This is a genomic window from Rickettsia endosymbiont of Polydrusus tereticollis (assembly GCF_964026385.1).
Classification (GTDB): Bacteria; Pseudomonadota; Alphaproteobacteria; order Rickettsiales; family Rickettsiaceae; genus Rickettsia.
In genome coordinates, this window is the sequence record NZ_OZ032142.1 from 1,477,913 (window position 1) to 1,499,031 (window position 21,119).

Genomic DNA, 21,119 nt, shown 5'->3' on the forward strand with positions numbered 1-21,119 from the left:
ACTATATAATTCGTTTAAATATTCTCTGGATTCCCGCCTTCGCGGGAATGACATAGAAAATTCGAGCCACGCAACAACACCCAAAACCACCCAAGAATAGTATATTTCAAGATTTGAGTTTAGTCTTACGCAAATAATAAATCACAATTAAAGAAATAGCGAGTCCAAACCAGGTTAAAGCATATTCTAAATGATCGTTTCTAATATTTGCTAAATGATTCATCGATAAAGGAATAAGAATATCTAAGCCGCTAATGTCTTTGCCGTCCAAAATTACATAAAAATTTTCTAACTTTAGCCCTAAAATGTCAGAAGCACCTACCAAATCCAAAGTAAACCAGACATTATTTTTTATGTCATTATCGGGAATAAAAGAACGTATTTTTTCAGTCGGCATAGTGACACCGATAATTTCGTGCGTTTGCTCATTCGCAGCACTAGAAATAGCGTTTTTATGGCGATTACTAAACCAGCCGCGAGCTACTAAAATAATTTTATCGTTCGTAGTCTTAAAAGGCGTCACTAAATAATAACCGTCTTTTTCCTTCGACATTGATCTACGCCCGTATAAATGTATATCTGCACCGACTAAAAAATGTCCGGTAATTTTTACTTTACGGTAAATTAAATTATCCTCTAAAGCATTTAAATCTACGGCAGGGCTAGTCAGATTATAATCCATAGCCTCTAGAAATAGTTTTTTTTCTTTTAAACGGCTAAGCTGCCAAAAGCCAAGTGTTATCAATATAATAACTGTACATAAAGTAAAGAAATCTATAAAATTAAATCTTGAATTGTTAAATTTTTTGTTCACTTTATGCTAAATTTTATAAGTAAAAATATATTATAACACCAGATTTTACTTTATTGTTTATTATTTGTCCATTTATTAGATATAGCTTTAATGGCGAGGCGGCATTGTTGCGTGGATAGAATTTTTGCAAAGCGTTCAGTGTCATGCCGTGACTTGAGCAGTCTTGTTGCATGGATCGAATTTTTGATGTCATTCCCGCGAAGGCGGGAATCCAGAGAATATTTAAGCGAATTATATAGTAAATTTCTATATAATTTTGCTTATTTTAAGTGTTTTTTCTGGATTCCCGCCTTCGCGGGAATGACATACAGCACTTTTTTAGAGCCACGACGCCAAGAGGCGTCTCGCCATGATGGGGTTTTTCGAGCCACGCAACAACGCCTATACATTAAACAAATACTACCTGCTAAAAATATAAAATGTACATTTGTTTTTTGCCGCTTCTAAATATAAAAAGATTACCGGCGTAATATATAAAGTTAATAATTGCGAGGTTAGTAATCCGCCAACCACCGCAAGACCCAAAGATTGCCGTTCGCCGCCGGTAGCTCCTAGTCCCAAAGCAATCGGTAACGCTCCCATTAAAGCCGCAAGCGTCGTCATCATAATCGGTCTAAATCTAACTAAACACGCTTCATAAATAATTTCTTTAGAAGTTTTATTACTAGTCTTTTGAATTTCTAGGGCAAAATCAATAATGATGATAGCGTTTTTCTTGACGATACCGATTAACATAATCAAACCGATAAACCCATAAATATCAAGTTCTTTATGGAATAAGACTAACGTGAGAAGAGCACCGAAACCTGCAGTCGGTAAGCCTGCAAGGATGGAGATCGGGTGCAAAAAATTCTCATATAACATGCCAAGAACTATATAGATTAATATAGCGGCAAGCAGCATAAGTAGCCCCATATCAGACAGAGAAGACTGAAAAGCCTGAACCGTTCCTTGAAAGCCTCCCGTTATGCTAGCAGGCATTTGCAACTCTTTTATAGCCGCTTCCACTTGCGGCACCGCATAACTTAAAGAAAAACCCGGTTTGAGGTTAAAAGAAACCGTAACGGAAGGTAACTGCCCGAAATGAGAAATACTAAGCGGTCCGACGGTATTAATTATTTTGGCAACAGAAGATAAAGGCACGAGGACATCGTTAGATGATTTAATATAAAGTAAAGATAGCATGGATGGATCCGTCTGATATTCCGGTGCGAGTTCCATAATCACAAAATATTGAGCAGTCGGAGTATAGAGGGTAGAAATTTGCTGTGCACCGTAAGCACTATATAAAGTTGTTTGTATCTGTTCCAACGATACTCCAAGCTGTGCCGCTTTATACCTGTCAACTTCTAGTTTAGTTTGCGGTTGTGCAATTTGTAAATCCGAGGTCACATCAATAAAACCCGTTATTTTGCTAAGTTTTGCTTGGAGCTTCGGCACAAAACTAAATAACTCATCTTGATCGATGCCTTGCATCGTATATTGATACTGGCTTTTTGTTGACTGTCCACCAATGCTTAGCGTCGGAACATTTTGTATATAAACTTTTATGCCCGTTAGATCATTGAGCTTTGCCCGAAGCTCATTAATTACCTTATTGGAACCGGGTCTTTGATCTCTCGGCTTGAGGCTTATAAACACCATTCCTTGATTCATCGAAGAATTTCTCCCCGATGCACCGACCGAAGAAGCAAGTGCTCCAATATAAGGATTTTGCAGCACTATATCCACAACCTGTTTTTGTAGATTTACCATCGCATCAAAAGAAATATTTTGTGCGGTTTCCGTAGAAATTAATACTTGTCCTGAATCTTCGTCCGGTAAGAAGCCTTTGGATACGATAGTAAAAAGATAAATAGTTGCTAAAATCATGATAATAAACACTAGCATAGTAGCCCTGCCGTAATCCATAACCGTTACAAGGCTTTTTTGGTATTTCTCTTTGATATATTCAAAGGCTTTTTCACTTATTCTTTCAGTTTTCTCGGATGACTCGTTATTCCTACCTTCTTTTAAAAACATATTACATAATACGGGAGTAATTGTAATAGAAATAATTCCTGAAAATAATATAGCCGAGGTTATAGTTACGGCAAATTCATTTAATAACCTGCCTAAAATTCCTCCCATTAATAATAAAGGTATAAAAACCGCTATTAGCGATAAAGTCATGGAAATTACAGTAAAAACAATTTCTTTGGTGCCGTCTATCGTCGCTTGTAATCTACTTTGCCCATTTTCTATATGTCTTGTTATGTTTTCTAGCACTACTATAGCATCATCGACAACAAACCCGACTGCTAACGTCATAGCCATAAGAGATAGGGTATCTATGCTAAAATCTAGAATATACATAACCGAAAAGCTGCCTATTATCGACAAAGGCAATGCCAGTGCCGGTATAATAGTCGAAGAAAAATTATGTAGGAAAATGAATATAACTATTATCACCAGCAAAAGAGCTAAGAGTAGCGTAAATTGTACATCATGTACCGATTCTTTAATAGAGTCTGATCGGTCAAACAAAATATTTATATCAACTCCGGCAGGAATCTGCCGACGTAATGAAGGTAATATTTTTTTGATTGAATCGATAATCTCCAAAGTATTAGTGTTAGGCTGTTTCTGGATAGCCAAAATTATGCCGGGTTTATTATTATACCAAGCAGCTATTTTATTGTTAGCAACACTATCTATTGCCATGCCGATATTTTTAAGAAATAAAGGATTGCCATTACGATACATTAATATCAAATCATTATATTCTTGAGCATTTTGTAATTGCCCCGGGACTAAAATCGTCGAATAAATATCTTTCCCGTATAAAGCTCCGGTCGGCTGGTTAACATTACTTTGCATAAGTGCATTCGCTACTTCCTCGATCCCTATCATATTAACGGCTAGTTTACTCGGATCAAGCTGCACCCTTATTGCATATTGCTGCGATCCATATACTTGTACCTGTGCCACACCCGACAACATTGAGAATCGTTGAGCAATGATTGTTTCCGCATAATAATCAACTTGGTATAACGGCATAGTATCGGAAGTTAAAGATAGGTAAAATATGGGAGCATCAGCCGGATTTACCTTGCGATAAGAAGGAGGGTTAGGCCAAATCGGTAGGTAATTGCTTTGCTGCCGATGAAATAGCCGCCTGCACGTCCTGTGCGGCAGCATCTATATTCCTATCTAAGGAAAATTGTAAGGTGATTTGTGTATTGCCGGAGGTGTTAATTGAATTCATTGACTCAATATTAGCAATATTAGAAAATTGCTTTTCCAAAGGCAACGCAACAGAAGAAGCCATAGTAGACGGATCGGCACCGGGCAAGGTTACCGAAACCTGAATCGTCGGAAAATCAATATCCGGTAACACGCTAACCCGGATATTGCATATCTTTATTCTTATGAAAAGCAGCATTATCTAAAACAATTACACAACCATCTGGTAATTTAGGCATTAAATCCTCTTTTACCCAATGAGTAAAAGTTTGTGTATCAATATTATGTTCGAAAAGACTAACTGTCAAAAGTGCTTTGTCTAGCAAGGCTCCTATAGCATTAGTACGTCCTTTAGCTCCCCAATCATGTGTACCAAAACATCTTTCTCCCTTCATAGAATATCCATGAGTACGAGGCATGTCATGCATAAAACCACTTTCATCCAAGTATACTATAGGTTTTCCATCATGTGTATATTGAGTAATTTTATTTTGAAAGCATAACCTCTCTTTTGCTTTGGCTTTTGGGTGATTCAGTGTTTTTTTTATATGTAATATTTAAGCGTTTAAGAGCTCTCCAAATGCCATGTGTACTTACAACTAAACGTTCAGCTCTCTCATAATTATAAGCATCAGGATAGTCCTTGACATCTTGTTTTAATGCTTCCATGTTGATTTTTGTTGCAGGTTTATTACGAGTACGTGAAGGCTCCAAACGTTTTGCCCAACGCACTAATGTTGTCTTCCCTACATCAAAACGCTTGGCTGTTTGTACATAACTTAAACCTTCTTTGTTCTTTATCTTAAATACCTTTCTACGAAAATCTATACTATATGTCATAAGTCTTTTTTTATAGCCGTTTTATTAGCTTCTAGCTATAAACACGCCAAACAATAAAATTGTCAGCATGAATAAACTAGTAAATACCGGGCGCTTGATGAAGAACTCGGATATGTTCACAGCAATAACCAAATAATTTTTTAAAAAACGATGTCGTTCTTAGTAACGGTGTATAGGTATTGTCATTGCCACGTCGGTACGGCGTTGTTGCGTGGCTCGAGAAAAGTGCTATATGTCATTCCTGCGAAAGCAGGAATCCAGAAAAAACACTTAACCCGGATATTGCATGAAGTGAGATTTAAAGTAAGAAATTGAGTAATTTATAATATTAGCAATGATACTTTTGTAAAAATTTTGCCAAAAAGTGCTTTGAAGCCGTTATTTTCAAATTTTAGATGTAATGCCCCTTACCCCATTTTTTCTAAGCACCGGGAACAGTGCTAATCTAGGTTATTCTAATGCTAATTTCTTCATCACATGATTCCATACCTGTCGGTAAGGATATGATGAAGATAACAAAAACTTAATACGCCTAGTATTACGGATAATTACTACCCCAATTTTTAATAATTTTAAACGTATTGTACCTATTTGTGCTTTTGCTAATGCACTACCTTGTAATAAATTACCTCTGATATATTCTACTAAAGTGTATGCAAGACCCGATAAAATCATTCTGAGCTGATTAGCCCACCATCTATGACAAGAAGTACGATCTGCAAATAATTCTAGTTGTTGCTCTTTTATACGGTTTTCCATATCACCACGACCACAGTAAACTTTGTCGTATAAATCTTCAGGTTTATCTGATAAATTAGTTACTATATACCTTGGATTTTCTCCAAGCATTGTCATTTCTGCCTTACCAATTATTCTACGTTCATGACTCCAACTACCAGCCTTATATGGAAACTCACTAAAAAGACGTTGCTTTTCTTGGGTTATAATAAATGCTGCTTTTGACTTCTCCATTGTAGGTTTCAGTAACTCATTTAGTCTGTTATTTTGGGGCATTCCTACAATATATTTTATATTATGAATATCACACCAATCAAACATCTGATGACGACAAAATCCACTATCACCACGAAAAATAATCTTTACCTCTGGCCAAGCTTGGCGAAAACGTTTTACTAACAATGATAATATTGCCCAAGAATGTTTTGCTTGATCCTGCTTTGACGTCCTAAGATAACTAACTAACAGATGCTTTCCACAAAAAACATACAAAGGTAAAAAGCAATTATGACCGTAATAACCATGATAAAACTTACCTTCCTGTTGCCCATGAATTTCATCATCCGTAGCATCAAAATCAAGTATTAGCTGCTTTGGTACTATTTTATGAGACTTAATAAATTTATCAAGCATTAGTTCATGCACTTTAATTGCAAAGTGTCTATCAGCATTGTTTTCTATAGCTAGAAGCTAATAAAACGGCTATAAAAAAAGACTTATGACATATAGTATAGATTTTCGTAGAAAGGTATTTAAGATAAAGAACAAAGAAGGTTTAAGTTATGTACAAACTGATCTGTCAACAGTTTTCCGGACAGTTTTTTACGCACATTTTTGTATTTTTTCGTATTGTACTGGTGATAGATAATCGTTAGCAGAATGCATTCTTATACGATTATAAAATACCTCTATATATTCAAATATAGCATGTTTTGCTTCCTCCCTAGTTTTAAATTTATGTTGATAAATTAATTCTGTTTTTATAGTATGAAAAAAGCTTTCAGCAACAGCATTATCCCAGCAATTTCCTTTACGACTCATACTCTGTATAATACCATGTTGTTTTATAAGTTTTAAATGACTATCAGAACAATATTGGCTACCTCTATCAGTATGCCAAATAAGCTTTTTAGGTGGTTTACGTTGCCATATTGCCATTAGCAAAGCATTATTAACTAAATCAGCTTTCATATTACTATTCATTGACCAGCCTATTACTTTTCTAGAAAATAGATCAATAACTGTTGCTAAATATAACCATCCTTCTCCAGTTGGGATATAGGTGATATCACCAACCCAATAACAATTAACATTAGAAACTTTAAACTGTCTATCCAATAAATTAGGAGCAACTTGCTTATTATGCTTAGAATCAGTAGTTGCTTTAAATTTATACTTAGTTTTACATACTAAGCCAGCTTCATTCATTAGTCTTGTAATTCTCCTACGACTAACAATTATGCCTTGCCTCAACAAAGCCTTTTTAATGGGTCTAGATCCATAATTTCGTCTACCTTCCTGAAAAATAGCTCTAACCCGGATATTGCATGAAGTGAAATTTATCTCTATTGTCCGATTTTTTACTTTGGAAAACTGGTAACTATATGCTATACAATTTGTCATGACAAAATCCTTTGTATTATTCTAATGAAATACCAGTATTATACAGCTTTACGAGGATTTTGTCTCCTATATCTCATGCAATATCCGGGTTAGGTTCATATCAACCGCTAAAAGAATTAAGAAAGCAAGAACAAGGATTTACATCTAAAACACTATTGTCTAAAGAAGCGAGCTACTTAACTCTCGATATTTTAAAAGGTACCGCCCGCCCGCACATATATAATAAAATAGAAAGCTTGCCGATATATTGGAAAACCGGTACTTCTAGCTCGTTTAGGGATGCTTTAACGGTCGGTATATTCGGCAAATACGTGCTTGCCGTATGGATCGGAGATTTTAAAGGTCAAGTTAGAGGGTCGTTTACGGGAGTAGAAGCTGCCGCTCCTTTGTTTTTTAATATTATAAATGCGGTAATAAATAAAACCAAAGATAAAGATTTGATTCTTGATAAAGCAAAGGAGCTTGATATTACCAAAGTTACAGTCTGTGCTGACACCGGCGATATTTATAACGGCATGTGTCCAGTTAAAACCGACACCTGGTTTATTAAAGGCAAATCACCGATAAAACCGTCGGGAATATATAGGAAAATTTTAATAAATATCAATACCGGTATGCCGGCTTGTAGCTTTATAGAAGGACAAACCGAATATAGAATAGTAAATTTTTGGCCGACCGATTTACTGTCGGTATATAAAAAAGCCGGTATTCATTTGTTACCGAAACCTTTAGGCAAAAACTACTGTGATAATTGTTGTAGTAATTTGGTAAATCAACACTATCAAAAGCCGAAAATTACCTCTCCTATAAAAAATTCTGTTTATTCAATTAAAAATGGTGATAAGATAAATCTTGCGGCAACCGTTGATTCTAGCGTTTCCGATATTTTTTGGTTTGTTAACGATGAGTTAATAAGTAGAGTTAAAGCCGATGAACCATTATTATGGCAAGCAAAAATCGGAGAATATATTATAATGGTTATTGACAATAACGGGAAGAGCGATACGGCAAGAATTAATTTTAAAGATTAAGAATATGAAGGAACGATTACAACAATTACAATTAATAAAGCAAATATTTACCTCATTGACGGAAATTTATAACAAAACTGAGGAAATAACAAGAAAAGGGGTTTTAGTATTAGGAGCTGTAGGCGGCGGCAAAAGTGCTTTGATATCGTCATTAATTAACGATAAACTGGAAATTGTTCATAATCCCGATCAAAAAGTCTATCAATTAAAAAATTCTAGTAATCTTGATTTAGAGATACATAACGAACCTTCTACCTCTCCCAATATCCCTAATAAATATAAAATTGGCGATACCGTAATTTGGGACTGTCCGGGCTTTGAGATAAATAAGGATTCACCGAGAAATATAACTCAAATATTAATTAACCTTTTTTCTCTAAAGAGATTGTTTAAAGCTAATAATGACCTGCAATTTATAATTGTCACTCCCGAATCTTCAATAACGGAAGAAAGCGGCGGATTCTATCCCATAATTGCAAATTTTATTAATATTTTTCCAAAATCAGAGCTAGAAAAATTAAAACATAGTGTGGCGTTAGTTATAACTAAAGGGGAACGAGAATTAGAGAATATTAATAGATTAATAGGGAGTATTATAAACAAAAGTGATACAAGTACTAAGGAGTTTTTAAATAATTTATCTTCGCTTGAATCTTCATTTATCAAAATTTTTCCTAAAATTCCTCAAGAAGTTGGGCTTTTTATTCCTAAAATAAAATTTGAAGATTTTAAGTTAGACGCCGTTAACATAAAACTAAAACCTTTAAATTTTAATCTTAATGGATATCAAGATATTATAGATAAGTTATACACTACAATAGAACTTAATATTACAAACGTAATGGATATCATAGCCCATACTTTCGATAAAAAAAATTTTAATTGTTATAAACCTGTCAATTGTCATATATTTTTTGATAATTATGACAATAACATTTTCATTAAAAAGCTTTTACCGCCGGCGGATAAAAATTATACCCTTCTACCTATCGAAAAACTTAAATATTTTCAAGGGTTACAGCAGATATTTAAGTTTCATGAGCTAATGGAAAAAAGTAATGCTAATCCTAAAAATTTGATTATCAAGCTCTTAGATATTATCGAAAAATTTTTAGAAGCACCGCAGCAGCAAGAGCAAATACATAATTATAGCTATATCTTTAAACAACAAACCGAATATTTATCATTTTTCACAGAAATTTTAAAAACTCCTCCTTTAGAGTTGAAGAAACAATCAGACTATTTATTCAACAGCGTAATAGTGCATTGCAAACAAACAATAAAAGAAATCTATACGCCTTTTATCAAGGATATGGAACTAATGAAATCTATAGATGAACAATATTATGAAGAAGCTATATGGTGGTTAGAAGAATATAATTCCCCTGAAGAAATAAGCGAAACTAAAGCTTTAGCCCATTTCAACCTCGGCACGATTTATAGTAAGAAAGGGGAGTTTAGCAACGCATGGAAGAATTTTAATCAGGCTATTGATTGTAAAACTTTACCATACACTTCATCATACAAAGGAATCGGTAATGTATTAGAGCAACTAGCAATAAAGTATAATAAAAACAATGATTACTATTTAAATTTAGCAATAAAATATTATAAAATTGCCGGCTACTCTACCGGCGTTTTGAAATGTTTTGAAGAATTAATAAAAAAGAATCTGCAAAACCATGATTTACATGTTCAAAAAGGAGATTATTTACTTACAAAAAAACAATATACCGATGCTTTAAACGCTTATTCTGCTGCTAAAGATATAACGGGTAACTTCTCTAAGCAGAATGAGATAGAACTTAAAATACTAAAACTCTTGATATCTAAAACAGAACCTGCACCTATAATTGATTACGGTAATATTCCTCCTGCTGAGATAGATCAAGTCGAGAGAGAGGAAGACTTAAACTTTGTTAAAATAATCGGAGATAATAATATAAATGTTGATGTAAGTATAATACAGCATATTGCATAAAGCTTGATACAAGCGTTGTTGCATGGCTCTAAAAAAGTGCTATATGTCATTCTAGCTAAAGGCGGGAATCCAGAAAAAACACTTAAAATAAGCAAAATTATATAAAAATTTACTATATAATTCGTTTAAATATTCTCTGGATTCCCGCCTTCGCGGGAATGACATAGAAAATTCGAGCCACGCAACAACACCCAAAACCACCCAAGAATAGTATATTTCAAGATTTGAGTTTAGTCTTACGCAAATAATAAATCACAATTAAAGAAATAGCGAGTCCAAACCAGGTTAAAGCATATTCTAAATGATCGTTTCTAATATTTGCTAAATGATTCATCGATAAAGGAATAAGAATATCTAAGCCGCTAATGTCTTTGCCGTCCAAAATTACATAAAAATTTTCTAACTTTAGCCCTAAAATGTCAGAAGCACCTACCAAATCCAAAGTAAACCAGACATTATTTTTTATGTCATTATCGGGAATAAAAGAACGTATTTTTTCAGTCGGCATAGTGACACCGATAATTTCGTGCGTTTGCTCATTCGCAGCACTAGAAATAGCGTTTTTATGGCGATTACTAAACCAGCCGCGAGCTACTAAAATAATTTTATCGTTCGTAGTCTTAAAAGGCGTCACTAAATAATAACCGTCTTTTTCCTTCGACATTGATCTACGCCCGTATAAATGTATATCTGCACCGACTAAAAAATGTCCGGTAATTTTTACTTTACGGTAAATTAAATTATCCTCTAAAGCATTTAAATCTACGGCAGGGCTAGTCAGATTATAATCCATAGCCTCTAGAAATAGTTTTTTTTCTTTTAAACGGCTAAGCTGCCAAAAGCCAAGTGTTATCAATATAATAACTGTACATAAAGTAAAGAAATCTATAAAATTAAATCTTGAATTGTTAAATTTTTTGTTCACTTTATGCTAAATTTTATAAGTAAAAATATATTATAACACCAGATTTTACTTTATTGTTTATTATTTGTCCATTTATTAGATATAGCTTTAATGGCGAGGCGGCATTGTTGCGTGGATAGAATTTTTGCAAAGCGTTCAGTGTCATGCCGTGACTTGAGCAGTCTTGTTGCATGGATCGAATTTTTGATGTCATTCCCGCGAAGGCGGGAATCCAGAGAATATTTAAGCGAATTATATAGTAAATTTCTATATAATTTTGCTTATTTTAAGTGTTTTTTCTGGATTCCCGCCTTCGCGGGAATGACATACAGCACTTTTTTAGAGCCACGACGCCAAGAGGCGTCTCGCCATGATGGGGTTTTTCGAGCCACGCAACAACGCCTATACATTAAACAAATACTACCTGCTAAAAATATAAAATGTACATTTGTTTTTTGCCGCTTCTAAATATAAAAAGATTACCGGCGTAATATATAAAGTTAATAATTGCGAGGTTAGTAATCCGCCAACCACCGCAAGACCCAAAGATTGCCGTTCGCCGCCGGTAGCTCCTAGTCCCAAAGCAATCGGTAACGCTCCCATTAAAGCCGCAAGCGTCGTCATCATAATCGGTCTAAATCTAACTAAACACGCTTCATAAATAATTTCTTTAGAAGTTTTATTACTAGTCTTTTGAATTTCTAGGGCAAAATCAATAATGATGATAGCGTTTTTCTTGACGATACCGATTAACATAATCAAACCGATAAACCCATAAATATCAAGTTCTTTATGGAATAAGACTAACGTGAGAAGAGCACCGAAACCTGCAGTCGGTAAGCCTGCAAGGATGGAGATCGGGTGCAAAAAATTCTCATATAACATGCCAAGAACTATATAGATTAATATAGCGGCAAGCAGCATAAGTAGCCCCATATCAGACAGAGAAGACTGAAAAGCCTGAACCGTTCCTTGAAAGCCTCCCGTTATGCTAGCAGGCATTTGCAACTCTTTTATAGCCGCTTCCACTTGCGGCACCGCATAACTTAAAGAAAAACCCGGTTTGAGGTTAAAAGAAACCGTAACGGAAGGTAACTGCCCGAAATGAGAAATACTAAGCGGTCCGACGGTATTAATTATTTTGGCAACAGAAGATAAAGGCACGAGGACATCGTTAGATGATTTAATATAAAGTAAAGATAGCATGGATGGATCCGTCTGATATTCCGGTGCGAGTTCCATAATCACAAAATATTGAGCAGTCGGAGTATAGAGGGTAGAAATTTGCTGTGCACCGTAAGCACTATATAAAGTTGTTTGTATCTGTTCCAACGATACTCCAAGCTGTGCCGCTTTATACCTGTCAACTTCTAGTTTAGTTTGCGGTTGTGCAATTTGTAAATCCGAGGTCACATCAATAAAACCCGTTATTTTGCTAAGTTTTGCTTGGAGCTTCGGCACAAAACTAAATAACTCATCTTGATCGATGCCTTGCATCGTATATTGATACTGGCTTTTTGTTGACTGTCCACCAATGCTTAGCGTCGGAACATTTTGTATATAAACTTTTATGCCCGTTAGATCATTGAGCTTTGCCCGAAGCTCATTAATTACCTTATTGGAACCGGGTCTTTGATCTCTCGGCTTGAGGCTTATAAACACCATTCCTTGATTCATCGAAGAATTTCTCCCCGATGCACCGACCGAAGAAGCAAGTGCTCCAATATAAGGATTTTGCAGCACTATATCCACAACCTGTTTTTGTAGATTTACCATCGCATCAAAAGAAATATTTTGTGCGGTTTCCGTAGAAATTAATACTTGTCCTGAATCTTCGTCCGGTAAGAAGCCTTTGGATACGATAGTAAAAAGATAAATAGTTGCTAAAATCATGATAATAAACACTAGCATAGTAGCCCTGCCGTAATCCATAACCGTTACAAGGCTTTTTTGGTATTTCTCTTTGATATATTCAAAGGCTTTTTCACTTATTCTTTCAGTTTTCTCGGATGACTCGTTATTCCTACCTTCTTTTAAAAACATATTACATAATACGGGAGTAATTGTAATAGAAATAATTCCTGAAAATAATATAGCCGAGGTTATAGTTACGGCAAATTCATTTAATAACCTGCCTAAAATTCCTCCCATTAATAATAAAGGTATAAAAACCGCTATTAGCGATAAAGTCATGGAAATTACAGTAAAAACAATTTCTTTGGTGCCGTCTATCGTCGCTTGTAATCTACTTTGCCCATTTTCTATATGTCTTGTTATGTTTTCTAGCACTACTATAGCATCATCGACAACAAACCCGACTGCTAACGTCATAGCCATAAGAGATAGGGTATCTATGCTAAAATCTAGAATATACATAACCGAAAAGCTGCCTATTATCGACAAAGGCAATGCCAGTGCCGGTATAATAGTCGAAGAAAAATTATGTAGGAAAATGAATATAACTATTATCACCAGCAAAAGAGCTAAGAGTAGCGTAAATTGTACATCATGTACCGATTCTTTAATAGAGTCTGATCGGTCAAACAAAATATTTATATCAACTCCGGCAGGAATCTGCCGACGTAATGAAGGTAATATTTTTTTGATTGAATCGATAATCTCCAAAGTATTAGTGTTAGGCTGTTTCTGGATAGCCAAAATTATGCCGGGTTTATTATTATACCAAGCAGCTATTTTATTGTTAGCAACACTATCTATTGCCATGCCGATATTTTTAAGAAATAAAGGATTGCCATTACGATACATTAATATCAAATCATTATATTCTTGAGCATTTTGTAATTGCCCCGGGACTAAAATCGTCGAATAAATATCTTTCCCGTATAAAGCTCCGGTCGGCTGGTTAACATTACTTTGCATAAGTGCATTCGCTACTTCCTCGATCCCTATCATATTAACGGCTAGTTTACTCGGATCAAGCTGCACCCTTATTGCATATTGCTGCGATCCATATACTTGTACCTGTGCCACACCCGACAACATTGAGAATCGTTGAGCAATGATTGTTTCCGCATAATAATCAACTTGGTATAACGGCATAGTATCGGAAGTTAAAGATAGGTAAAATATGGGAGCATCAGCCGGATTTACCTTGCGATAAGAAGGAGGGTTAGGCCAAATCGGTAGGTAATTGCTTTGCTGCCGATGAAATAGCCGCCTGCACGTCCTGTGCGGCAGCATCTATATTCCTATCTAAGGAAAATTGTAAGGTGATTTGTGTATTGCCGGAGGTGTTAATTGAATTCATTGACTCAATATTAGCAATATTAGAAAATTGCTTTTCCAAAGGCAACGCAACAGAAGAAGCCATAGTAGACGGATCGGCACCGGGCAAGGTTACCGAAACCTGAATCGTCGGAAAATCAATATCCGGTAACACGCTAACCCGGATATTGCATGAGATATAGGAGACAAAATCCTTTGTATTATTCTAATGAAATACCAGTATTATACAGCTTTACGAGGATTTTGTCTCCTATATCTCATGCAATATCCGGGCTAAAGAGTTGATCAATATCACATTGATATTTTCTCCTAATAGATTTAGCTTGAGCCCATTTATGTTCAATTGGATTTAAATCTGGGCTATATGCCGGTAAATATTCAAGGATATGCCCAGCATTTTTGATATAATATTGCATATCTTTATTCTTATGAAAAGCAGCATTATCTAAAACAATTACACAACCATCTGGTAATTTAGGCATTAAATCCTCTTTTACCCAATGAGTAAAAGTTTGTGTATCAATATTATGTTCGAAAAGACTAACTGTCAAAAGTGCTTTGTCTAGCAAGGCTCCTATAGCATTAGTACGTCCTTTAGCTCCCCAATCATGTGTACCAAAACATCTTTCTCCCTTCATAGAATATCCATGAGTACGAGGCATGTCATGCATAAAACCACTTTCATCCAAGTATACTATAGGTTTTCCATCATGTGTATATTGAGTAATTTTATTTTGAAAGCATAACCTCTCTTTTGCTTTGGCTTTTGGGTGATTCAGTGTTTTTTTTATATGTAATATTTAAGCGTTTAAGAGCTCTCCAAATGCCATGTGTACTTACAACTAAACGTTCAGCTCTCTCATAATTATAAGCATCAGGATAGTCCTTGACATCTTGTTTTAATGCTTCCATGTTGATTTTTGTTGCAGGTTTATTACGAGTACGTGAAGGCTCCAAACGTTTTGCCCAACGCACTAATGTTGTCTTCCCTACATCAAAACGCTTGGCTGTTTGTACATAACTTAAACCTTCTTTGTTCTTTATCTTAAATACCTTTCTACGAAAATCTATACTATATGTCATAAGTCTTTTTTTATAGCCGTTTTATTAGCTTCTAGCTATAAACACGCCAAACAATAAAATTGTCAGCATGAATAAACTAGTAAATACCGGGCGCTTGATGAAGAACTCGGATATGTTCACAGCAATAACCAAATAATTTTTTAAAAAACGATGTCGTTCTTAGTAACGGTGTATAGGTATTGTCATTGCCACGTCGGTACGGCGTTGTTGCGTGGCTCGAGAAAAGTGCTATATGTCATTCCTGCGAAAGCAGGAATCCAGAAAAAACACTTAACCCGGATATTGCATGAAGTGAGATTTAAAGTAAGAAATTGAGTAATTTATAATATTAGCAATGATACTTTTGTAAAAATTTTGCCAAAAAGTGCTTTGAAGCCGTTATTTTCAAATTTTAGATGTAATGCCCCTTACCCCATTTTTTCTAAGCACCGGGAACAGTGCTAATCTAGGTTATTCTAATGCTAATTTCTTCATCACATGATTCCATACCTGTCGGTAAGGATATGATGAAGATAACAAAAACTTAATACGCCTAGTATTACGGATAATTACTACCCCAATTTTTAATAATTTTAAACGTATTGTACCTATTTGTGCTTTTGCTAATGCACTACCTTGTAATAAATTACCTCTGATATATTCTACTAAAGTGTATGCAAGACCCGATAAAATCATTCTGAGCTGATTAGCCCACCATCTATGACAAGAAGTACGATCTGCAAATAATTCTAGTTGTTGCTCTTTTATACGGTTTTCCATATCACCACGACCACAGTAAACTTTGTCGTATAAATCTTCAGGTTTATCTGATAAATTAGTTACTATATACCTTGGATTTTCTCCAAGCATTGTCATTTCTGCCTTACCAATTATTCTACGTTCATGACTCCAACTACCAGCCTTATATGGAAACTCACTAAAAAGACGTTGCTTTTCTTGGGTTATAATAAATGCTGCTTTTGACTTCTCCATTGTAGGTTTCAGTAACTCATTTAGTCTGTTATTTTGGGGCATTCCTACAATATATTTTATATTATGAATATCACACCAATCAAACATCTGATGACGACAAAATCCACTATCACCACGAAAAATAATCTTTACCTCTGGCCAAGCTTGGCGAAAACGTTTTACTAACAATGATAATATTGCCCAAGAATGTTTTGCTTGATCCTGCTTTGACGTCCTAAGATAACTAACTAACAGATGCTTTCCACAAAAAACATACAAAGGTAAAAAGCAATTATGACCGTAATAACCATGATAAAACTTACCTTCCTGTTGCCCATGAATTTCATCATCCGTAGCATCAAAATCAAGTATTAGCTGCTTTGGTACTATTTTATGAGACTTAATAAATTTATCAAGCATTAGTTCATGCACTTTAATTGCAAAGTGTCTATCAGCATTGTTTTCTATACGACATAAGGTAGAACTACTTGCCATATCATCAATTGTTTCCATAGCTGTTTGCATAGCAGGACATTTTCGTAGATAATTGTGGTCATTTAAATCTTCATAACCTAATGCAATACCATAAATTCGTTGCCTCAGCATTGTTGCCATATTATGGGTAATTTTACTACCATCTCGTCTATCAGGAAATATTTTAGCAAGCTCCTCTGTTATACCAAGCCTTTTATCTGCTTCTCTTAATAACAACACACCTCCATCGCTACTAATATCACCTCCAGTGAAATTTATCTCTATTGTCCGATTTTTTACTTTGGAAAACTGGTAACTATATGCTATACAATTTGTCATGACAAAATCCTTTGTATTATTCTAATGAAATACCAGTATTATACAGCTTTACGAGGATTTTGTCTCCTATATCTCATGCAATATCCGGGCTACCCCAATTTTTAATAATTTTAAACGTATTGTACCTATTTGTGCTTTTGCTAATGCACTACCTTGTAATAAATTACCTCTGATATATTCTACTAAAGTGTATGCAAGACCCGATAAAATCATTCTGAGCTGATTAGCCCACCATCTATGACAAGAAGTACGATCTGCAAATAATTCTAGTTGTTGCTCTTTTATACGGTTTTCCATATCACCACGACCACAGTAAACTTTGTCGTATAAATCTTCAGGTTTATCTGATAAATTAGTTACTATATACCTTGGATTTTCTCCAAGCATTGTCATTTCTGCCTTACCAATTATTCTACGTTCATGACTCCAACTACCAGCCTTATATGGAAACTCACTAAAAAGACGTTGCTTTTCTTGGGTTATAATAAATGCTGCTTTTGACTTCTCCATTGTAGGTTTCAGTAACTCATTTAGTCTGTTATTTTGGGGCATTCCTACAATATATTTTATATTATGAATATCACACCAATCAAACATCTGATGACGACAAAATCCACTATCACCACGAAAAATAATCTTTACCTCTGGCCAAGCTTGGCGAAAACGTTTTACTAACAATGATAATATTGCCCAAGAATGTTTTGCTTGATCCTGCTTTGACGTCCTAAGATAACTAACTAACAGATGCTTTCCACAAAAAACATACAAAGGTAAAAAGCAATTATGACCGTAATAACCATGATAAAACTTACCTTCCTGTTGCCCATGAATTTCATCATCCGTAGCATCAAAATCAAGTATTAGCTGCTTTGGTACTATTTTATGAGACTTAATAAATTTATCAAGCATTAGTTCATGCACTTTAATTGCAAAGTGTCTATCAGCATTGTTTTCTATACGACATAAGGTAGAACTACTTGCCATATCATCAATTGTTTCCATAGCTGTTTGCATAGCAGGACATTTTCGTAGATAATTGTGGTCATTTAAATCTTCATAACCTAATGCAATACCATAAATTCGTTGCCTCAGCATTGTTGCCATATTATGGGTAATTTTACTACCATCTCGTCTATCAGGAAATATTTTAGCAAGCTCCTCTGTTATACCAAGCCTTTTATCTGCTTCTCTTAATAACAACACACCTCCATCGCTACTAATATCACCTCCAGTGAAATTTATCTCTATTGTCCGATTTTTTACTTTGGAAAACTGGTAACTATATGCTATACAATTTGTCATGACAAAATCCTTTGTATTATTCTAATGAAATACCAGTATTATACAGCTTTACGAGGATTTTGTCTCCTATATCTCATGCAATATCCGGGTTAGCGGCTTTATTACTCCCTACCCCCAATAATCCCGTTAATGATAAATTCGGAAAATAAGCCGCTCGCACTACACCGATATTACTATTCGCAGCAATTAAATTCTGCTCAGCCGCTCGTATATCGGGACGTTGCTCTAACAGCTTTGACGGTAATATTTCCGGAACCGTCGGAGCAACTAATTTATCAATAGTTTGATTATGATTAAAGCTGCCGTTAACTATACCTTTAGGAGTTCTCCCTAATAGAATTGCCAGAGCGTGTTTTTGCTCCTGTAATTGCTGCTGCAAAATCGGTAATTCAGATTCGGTAACCGTTAGTAACGATTGTGCCTGACTTAAATCTATTTCGTTGCTGGTTCCTGCTAAGAAAAGCTTGTTATTTAATTCGTATATTTTCTTTTGTATAGTAATTAAGTGACTCGTTAGATATATTTGTTTATGCAAAGCAAGCAAATTAAAATAGGCTATTGCCGTGTTGGTAGCGACGCTTTCCCGTACTGCCTGCTTATTCTCTTCGGCTGAAACTAATAAAGCCTGTGCGGCTTTATCGGCATTTGCCGCTGCACCCCATAAATCAATTTCATAGTTTAATACACCGGCTAAGCTAAAATTATTAACTATATTGTGATTGATATTATTATTGTTATTTTTAGAATTGACTTGCTTACCGTTTTTTGTCCTATTAGCCGAACCTTGCAAATTAATTTGCGGAAATCTTTGGGCATTATTAAGATTTAATTGTGCTTGAGCTTGCGAAACGTTCGTCATGGCGATAAGTATATCGGAATTGGCGTTTAGCGATTCGGTAATTAAAGCCTCCAGATCAGGGTCATTGAATTTAGCCCACCATCTTTTTTGCTGAGTTACAACTTCTTTCTTTTCAATATAAGATTTATCAAAGCTATCAGGTAATTCTATCGTCGGCTTTTTATAATTAGGTGCTAATTGACAACCAAATAATGATACCGATAGTAATATAACGCGAATAGCGAATTAAAGAGATGAAGAATTAAGTATCGTGTCGATAGAAGGCTTGGTAGGGAGCAACTGGTAATTGATAAGAGAAGCGATCATATGAGAGAAGGCATTTTTGACTGATCTATGCCTTGAATGTTCGAACTTATTGAGCAATTTTATTTTGCCGATAACCGTTTCAACTAAAGCTCGTTTTAGCAGTAGTGCTCTATCATTAAGAGGCATTAAGATATTTTTCATACCTTTCTTAATTCTTGTAATAAGCTGAATATTTTTATCAAGTAAATCATTAAATAACTCTTTACTTATATAACCACGATCACCAAATACCTTGCCAAAAATATCTTTAATCCTAGAAGAAAAATGTTTGCGATCATCTTTATTACCACTACTGAAAGATGCCTTTATTAAAGAGCCTTGCGGGTTTATAATCAAATGCAATTTAAGTCCAAAAAACCATCCTTTTGTTGTTTTTCCTCGAGCAGCTAAGCCATTAAAAACCTTATGTGAATAAATACGATAATTCTTACAAACAGCAATAGAAGTTGAATCTACGAACGAAGTACCGGTGCATTTATCAAATAGATGATTTAGTAAAATCGTAAGATAAGGCAGATATTCTCCTATCAATTTATTAAAATGCTCATAACAAACTAGCTTAAAATCTTTGGAATGTATAGGTAAAATTGTGTATTTATAATAATTTTTAAAGCAATCTGATGATGATTGATAATAGCCTATTAATATGGTTAAAACTTCACTTTTAGTTAAAGAACTTTTCGGACCAGGTTTAGCTTTGCTACTATTAATTGCTAGAGTATTTTTATCAAATTCTTTAAACAAATCATCGACAAAACAAAATAATGAGGTAAAATCAGTTTTCATAGGTTATTTCCTTTAGTTTTTAAACCAAAAAAATAGCCTATGATCCCTTATCCTGTCTACTTTTTCTTATTCTTTTTTATACTCTCATTAATTCACTATTCGCGTTAATATAAAGAGTAAGATAGACAGCTGATTCATAACCTTTATAATTCTATAAATTAATAAAAGATTAAGATAACATTATTTATTAAGCAAGTTTTTTACCTTTATCTTTAAATATTAGTTTAAAGATAGTGCTAATAATAAAACTTTTTTTTAAGAAAGTGGCGTTGTTGCGTGGCTCTAGAACTTGCCCAAATCGTCATGGCGAGCGACTAAAGACCTTATTGCATGGCTCCCGGAATCGTCATGGCGAGGCGTTCCTTGACGCCGTGGCCATCCAGAAAATAATAGTCATCCTGAATTTATTTCAGGATCTTTTGCTAGAGATGCGCAAAACTTGTTCAGCATGACAAGAACTGGATGGTCACAGCCACTTCGTGGCTAGCCTTGTTGCATGAATCAAATTTTTGATGTCATTCCCGCGAAAGCGGGAATCCAGAGAATATTTAAACGAATTATATAGTAAAGTTTTATATAATTTTGCTTATTTTAAGTGTTTTTTCTGGATTCCCGCT

General features: G+C 34.8%; 21 protein-coding genes and 1 pseudogene. 4 read left to right on the plus strand and 18 right to left on the minus strand.

Going from position 1 to position 21,119, the window contains the following annotated elements; genetic code table 11:
- Window positions 1-106 precede the first annotated feature (106 nt).
- On the minus strand, window positions 107-778 hold the full coding sequence (locus AAGD48_RS07215; RefSeq protein WP_341790763.1) for an SURF1 family protein: 672 nt from the start codon (window positions 776-778) through the stop codon (window positions 107-109).
- 49 nt (window positions 779-827) lie between these two features.
- Complete coding sequence (locus AAGD48_RS07220; protein WP_341789561.1) at window positions 828-1,007, minus strand: hypothetical protein; 180 nt, start codon at window positions 1,005-1,007, stop codon at window positions 828-830.
- A gap of 107 nt (window positions 1,008-1,114) precedes the next feature.
- On the opposite strand from AAGD48_RS07220, the gene AAGD48_RS07225 reads away from it, so the two are divergent.
- A complete protein-coding gene (locus AAGD48_RS07225; RefSeq protein WP_341789562.1) occupies window positions 1,115-1,261 on the plus strand; it encodes a hypothetical protein in 147 nt (48 codons plus the stop codon).
- On the opposite strand, the gene AAGD48_RS07230 is transcribed toward AAGD48_RS07225, so the two are convergent.
- From AAGD48_RS07230 to AAGD48_RS07255, 6 genes are all read right to left on the minus strand, one after another.
- Window positions 1,214-3,994: an efflux RND transporter permease subunit gene (locus AAGD48_RS07230; protein WP_341789563.1), complete on the minus strand. Its 2,781-nt coding sequence runs from the start codon at window positions 3,992-3,994 to the stop codon at window positions 1,214-1,216. The genes AAGD48_RS07225 and AAGD48_RS07230 overlap by 48 nt on opposite strands.
- Window positions 3,924-4,193 (minus strand): efflux RND transporter permease subunit, encoded by a 270-nt coding sequence (locus tag AAGD48_RS07235; RefSeq protein WP_341789564.1) that lies wholly within the window; start codon window positions 4,191-4,193, stop codon window positions 3,924-3,926. Before AAGD48_RS07235 ends, AAGD48_RS07230 begins: the two co-directional genes overlap by 71 nt.
- Before the next feature lies 1 nt (window position 4,194).
- The gene (locus tag AAGD48_RS07240) at window positions 4,195-4,467 is read right to left on the minus strand and encodes a transposase (protein WP_341789565.1); all 273 of its coding nucleotides are present in this window, start codon (window positions 4,465-4,467) and stop codon (window positions 4,195-4,197) included.
- 58 nt (window positions 4,468-4,525) lie between these two features.
- The gene (locus AAGD48_RS07245) at window positions 4,526-4,879 is read right to left on the minus strand and encodes an IS630 transposase-related protein (RefSeq protein WP_341789396.1); all 354 of its coding nucleotides are present in this window, start codon (window positions 4,877-4,879) and stop codon (window positions 4,526-4,528) included.
- Between the two features lie 450 nt (window positions 4,880-5,329).
- The gene (locus AAGD48_RS07250; protein WP_341789433.1) at window positions 5,330-6,250 is read right to left on the minus strand and encodes an IS1380 family transposase; all 921 of its coding nucleotides are present in this window, start codon (window positions 6,248-6,250) and stop codon (window positions 5,330-5,332) included.
- A 189-nt stretch (window positions 6,251-6,439) separates the two neighbouring features.
- Window positions 6,440-7,240, minus strand: a complete 801-nt coding sequence (locus AAGD48_RS07255; RefSeq protein ID WP_341789566.1) for an IS3 family transposase — start codon at window positions 7,238-7,240, stop codon at window positions 6,440-6,442.
- Window positions 7,241-7,365: 125 nt separating this feature from the next.
- On the opposite strand from AAGD48_RS07255, the pseudogene AAGD48_RS07260 reads away from it, so the two are divergent.
- Together AAGD48_RS07260 and AAGD48_RS07265 are read left to right on the plus strand one after the other, a co-directional pair.
- Window positions 7,366-8,271 (plus strand): annotated as a pseudogene (locus AAGD48_RS07260) (penicillin-binding protein 1C); the annotation flags it as partial.
- 4 nt (window positions 8,272-8,275) lie between these two features.
- Complete coding sequence (locus AAGD48_RS07265) at window positions 8,276-10,252, plus strand: hypothetical protein (RefSeq protein WP_341789560.1); 1,977 nt, start codon at window positions 8,276-8,278, stop codon at window positions 10,250-10,252.
- A 217-nt stretch (window positions 10,253-10,469) separates the two neighbouring features.
- On the opposite strand, the gene AAGD48_RS07270 is transcribed toward AAGD48_RS07265, so the two are convergent.
- Both AAGD48_RS07270 and AAGD48_RS07275 read right to left on the minus strand, forming a co-directional pair.
- Window positions 10,470-11,141 (minus strand): SURF1 family protein, encoded by a 672-nt coding sequence (locus tag AAGD48_RS07270; RefSeq protein ID WP_341790763.1) that lies wholly within the window; start codon window positions 11,139-11,141, stop codon window positions 10,470-10,472.
- A 49-nt stretch (window positions 11,142-11,190) separates the two neighbouring features.
- Window positions 11,191-11,370, minus strand: coding sequence for a hypothetical protein (locus AAGD48_RS07275; RefSeq protein ID WP_341789561.1), 180 nt, complete (start codon window positions 11,368-11,370; stop codon window positions 11,191-11,193).
- A gap of 107 nt (window positions 11,371-11,477) precedes the next feature.
- Between AAGD48_RS07275 and AAGD48_RS07280 the strand changes: the two genes are divergently transcribed.
- The gene (locus AAGD48_RS07280) at window positions 11,478-11,624 is read left to right on the plus strand and encodes a hypothetical protein (RefSeq protein WP_341789562.1); all 147 of its coding nucleotides are present in this window, start codon (window positions 11,478-11,480) and stop codon (window positions 11,622-11,624) included.
- Here AAGD48_RS07280 and AAGD48_RS07285 read toward each other — a convergent pair.
- The 8 genes from AAGD48_RS07285 to AAGD48_RS07320 all read right to left on the minus strand — a co-directional run bounded on the left by AAGD48_RS07285 (window position 11,577) and on the right by AAGD48_RS07320 (window position 20,502).
- A complete protein-coding gene (locus tag AAGD48_RS07285; RefSeq protein WP_341789563.1) occupies window positions 11,577-14,357 on the minus strand; it encodes an efflux RND transporter permease subunit in 2,781 nt (926 codons plus the stop codon). The genes AAGD48_RS07280 and AAGD48_RS07285 overlap by 48 nt on opposite strands.
- A complete protein-coding gene (locus AAGD48_RS07290) occupies window positions 14,287-14,556 on the minus strand; it encodes an efflux RND transporter permease subunit (RefSeq protein WP_341789564.1) in 270 nt (89 codons plus the stop codon). Before AAGD48_RS07290 ends, AAGD48_RS07285 begins: the two co-directional genes overlap by 71 nt.
- 103 nt (window positions 14,557-14,659) lie before the next feature.
- Window positions 14,660-15,202, minus strand: a complete 543-nt coding sequence (locus tag AAGD48_RS07295; RefSeq protein ID WP_341790764.1) for an IS630 family transposase — start codon at window positions 15,200-15,202, stop codon at window positions 14,660-14,662.
- On the minus strand, window positions 15,132-15,485 hold the full coding sequence (locus tag AAGD48_RS07300) for an IS630 transposase-related protein (RefSeq protein WP_341789396.1): 354 nt from the start codon (window positions 15,483-15,485) through the stop codon (window positions 15,132-15,134). Before AAGD48_RS07300 ends, AAGD48_RS07295 begins: the two co-directional genes overlap by 71 nt.
- 450 nt (window positions 15,486-15,935) lie before the next feature.
- A complete protein-coding gene (locus tag AAGD48_RS07305) occupies window positions 15,936-17,249 on the minus strand; it encodes an IS1380 family transposase (RefSeq protein ID WP_341789277.1) in 1,314 nt (437 codons plus the stop codon).
- A gap of 66 nt (window positions 17,250-17,315) precedes the next feature.
- Window positions 17,316-18,551, minus strand: coding sequence for an IS1380 family transposase (locus AAGD48_RS07310; RefSeq protein WP_341789567.1), 1,236 nt, complete (start codon window positions 18,549-18,551; stop codon window positions 17,316-17,318).
- Window positions 18,552-18,624: 73 nt separating this feature from the next.
- Entirely contained in the window at window positions 18,625-19,629 is a 1,005-nt protein-coding gene (locus AAGD48_RS07315) for an efflux transporter outer membrane subunit (RefSeq protein WP_341790765.1), read from the minus strand.
- 6 nt (window positions 19,630-19,635) lie between these two features.
- Entirely contained in the window at window positions 19,636-20,502 is an 867-nt protein-coding gene (locus AAGD48_RS07320; protein WP_341789395.1) for an IS982 family transposase, read from the minus strand.
- Window positions 20,503-21,119 lie beyond the last annotated feature (617 nt).

Coding starts and splice junctions, on each gene's coding strand:
- AAGD48_RS07310 (WP_341789567.1), bottom strand. CDS start 18,551: ATGACAAATTGTATAGCATATAGTTACCAGTTTTCCAAAGTAAAAAAT.
- AAGD48_RS07320 (WP_341789395.1), bottom strand. CDS start 20,502: ATGAAAACTGATTTTACCTCATTATTTTGTTTTGTCGATGATTTGTTT.
- AAGD48_RS07305 (WP_341789277.1), bottom strand. CDS start 17,249: ATGACAAATTGTATAGCATATAGTTACCAGTTTTCCAAAGTAAAAAAT.
- AAGD48_RS07255 (WP_341789566.1), bottom strand. CDS start 7,240: ATGACAAATTGTATAGCATATAGTTACCAGTTTTCCAAAGTAAAAAAT.
- AAGD48_RS07240 (WP_341789565.1), bottom strand. CDS start 4,467: ATGCATGACATGCCTCGTACTCATGGATATTCTATGAAGGGAGAAAGA.
- AAGD48_RS07245 (WP_341789396.1), bottom strand. CDS start 4,879: ATGACATATAGTATAGATTTTCGTAGAAAGGTATTTAAGATAAAGAAC.
- AAGD48_RS07285 (WP_341789563.1), bottom strand. CDS start 14,357: ATGCTGCCGCACAGGACGTGCAGGCGGCTATTTCATCGGCAGCAAAGC.
- AAGD48_RS07300 (WP_341789396.1), bottom strand. CDS start 15,485: ATGACATATAGTATAGATTTTCGTAGAAAGGTATTTAAGATAAAGAAC.
- AAGD48_RS07225 (WP_341789562.1), top strand. CDS start 1,115: ATGACATACAGCACTTTTTTAGAGCCACGACGCCAAGAGGCGTCTCGC.
- AAGD48_RS07220 (WP_341789561.1), bottom strand. CDS start 1,007: ATGACATCAAAAATTCGATCCATGCAACAAGACTGCTCAAGTCACGGC.
- AAGD48_RS07230 (WP_341789563.1), bottom strand. CDS start 3,994: ATGCTGCCGCACAGGACGTGCAGGCGGCTATTTCATCGGCAGCAAAGC.
- AAGD48_RS07275 (WP_341789561.1), bottom strand. CDS start 11,370: ATGACATCAAAAATTCGATCCATGCAACAAGACTGCTCAAGTCACGGC.
- AAGD48_RS07280 (WP_341789562.1), top strand. CDS start 11,478: ATGACATACAGCACTTTTTTAGAGCCACGACGCCAAGAGGCGTCTCGC.
- AAGD48_RS07250 (WP_341789433.1), bottom strand. CDS start 6,250: ATGCTTGATAAATTTATTAAGTCTCATAAAATAGTACCAAAGCAGCTA.
- AAGD48_RS07265 (WP_341789560.1), top strand. CDS start 8,276: ATGAAGGAACGATTACAACAATTACAATTAATAAAGCAAATATTTACC.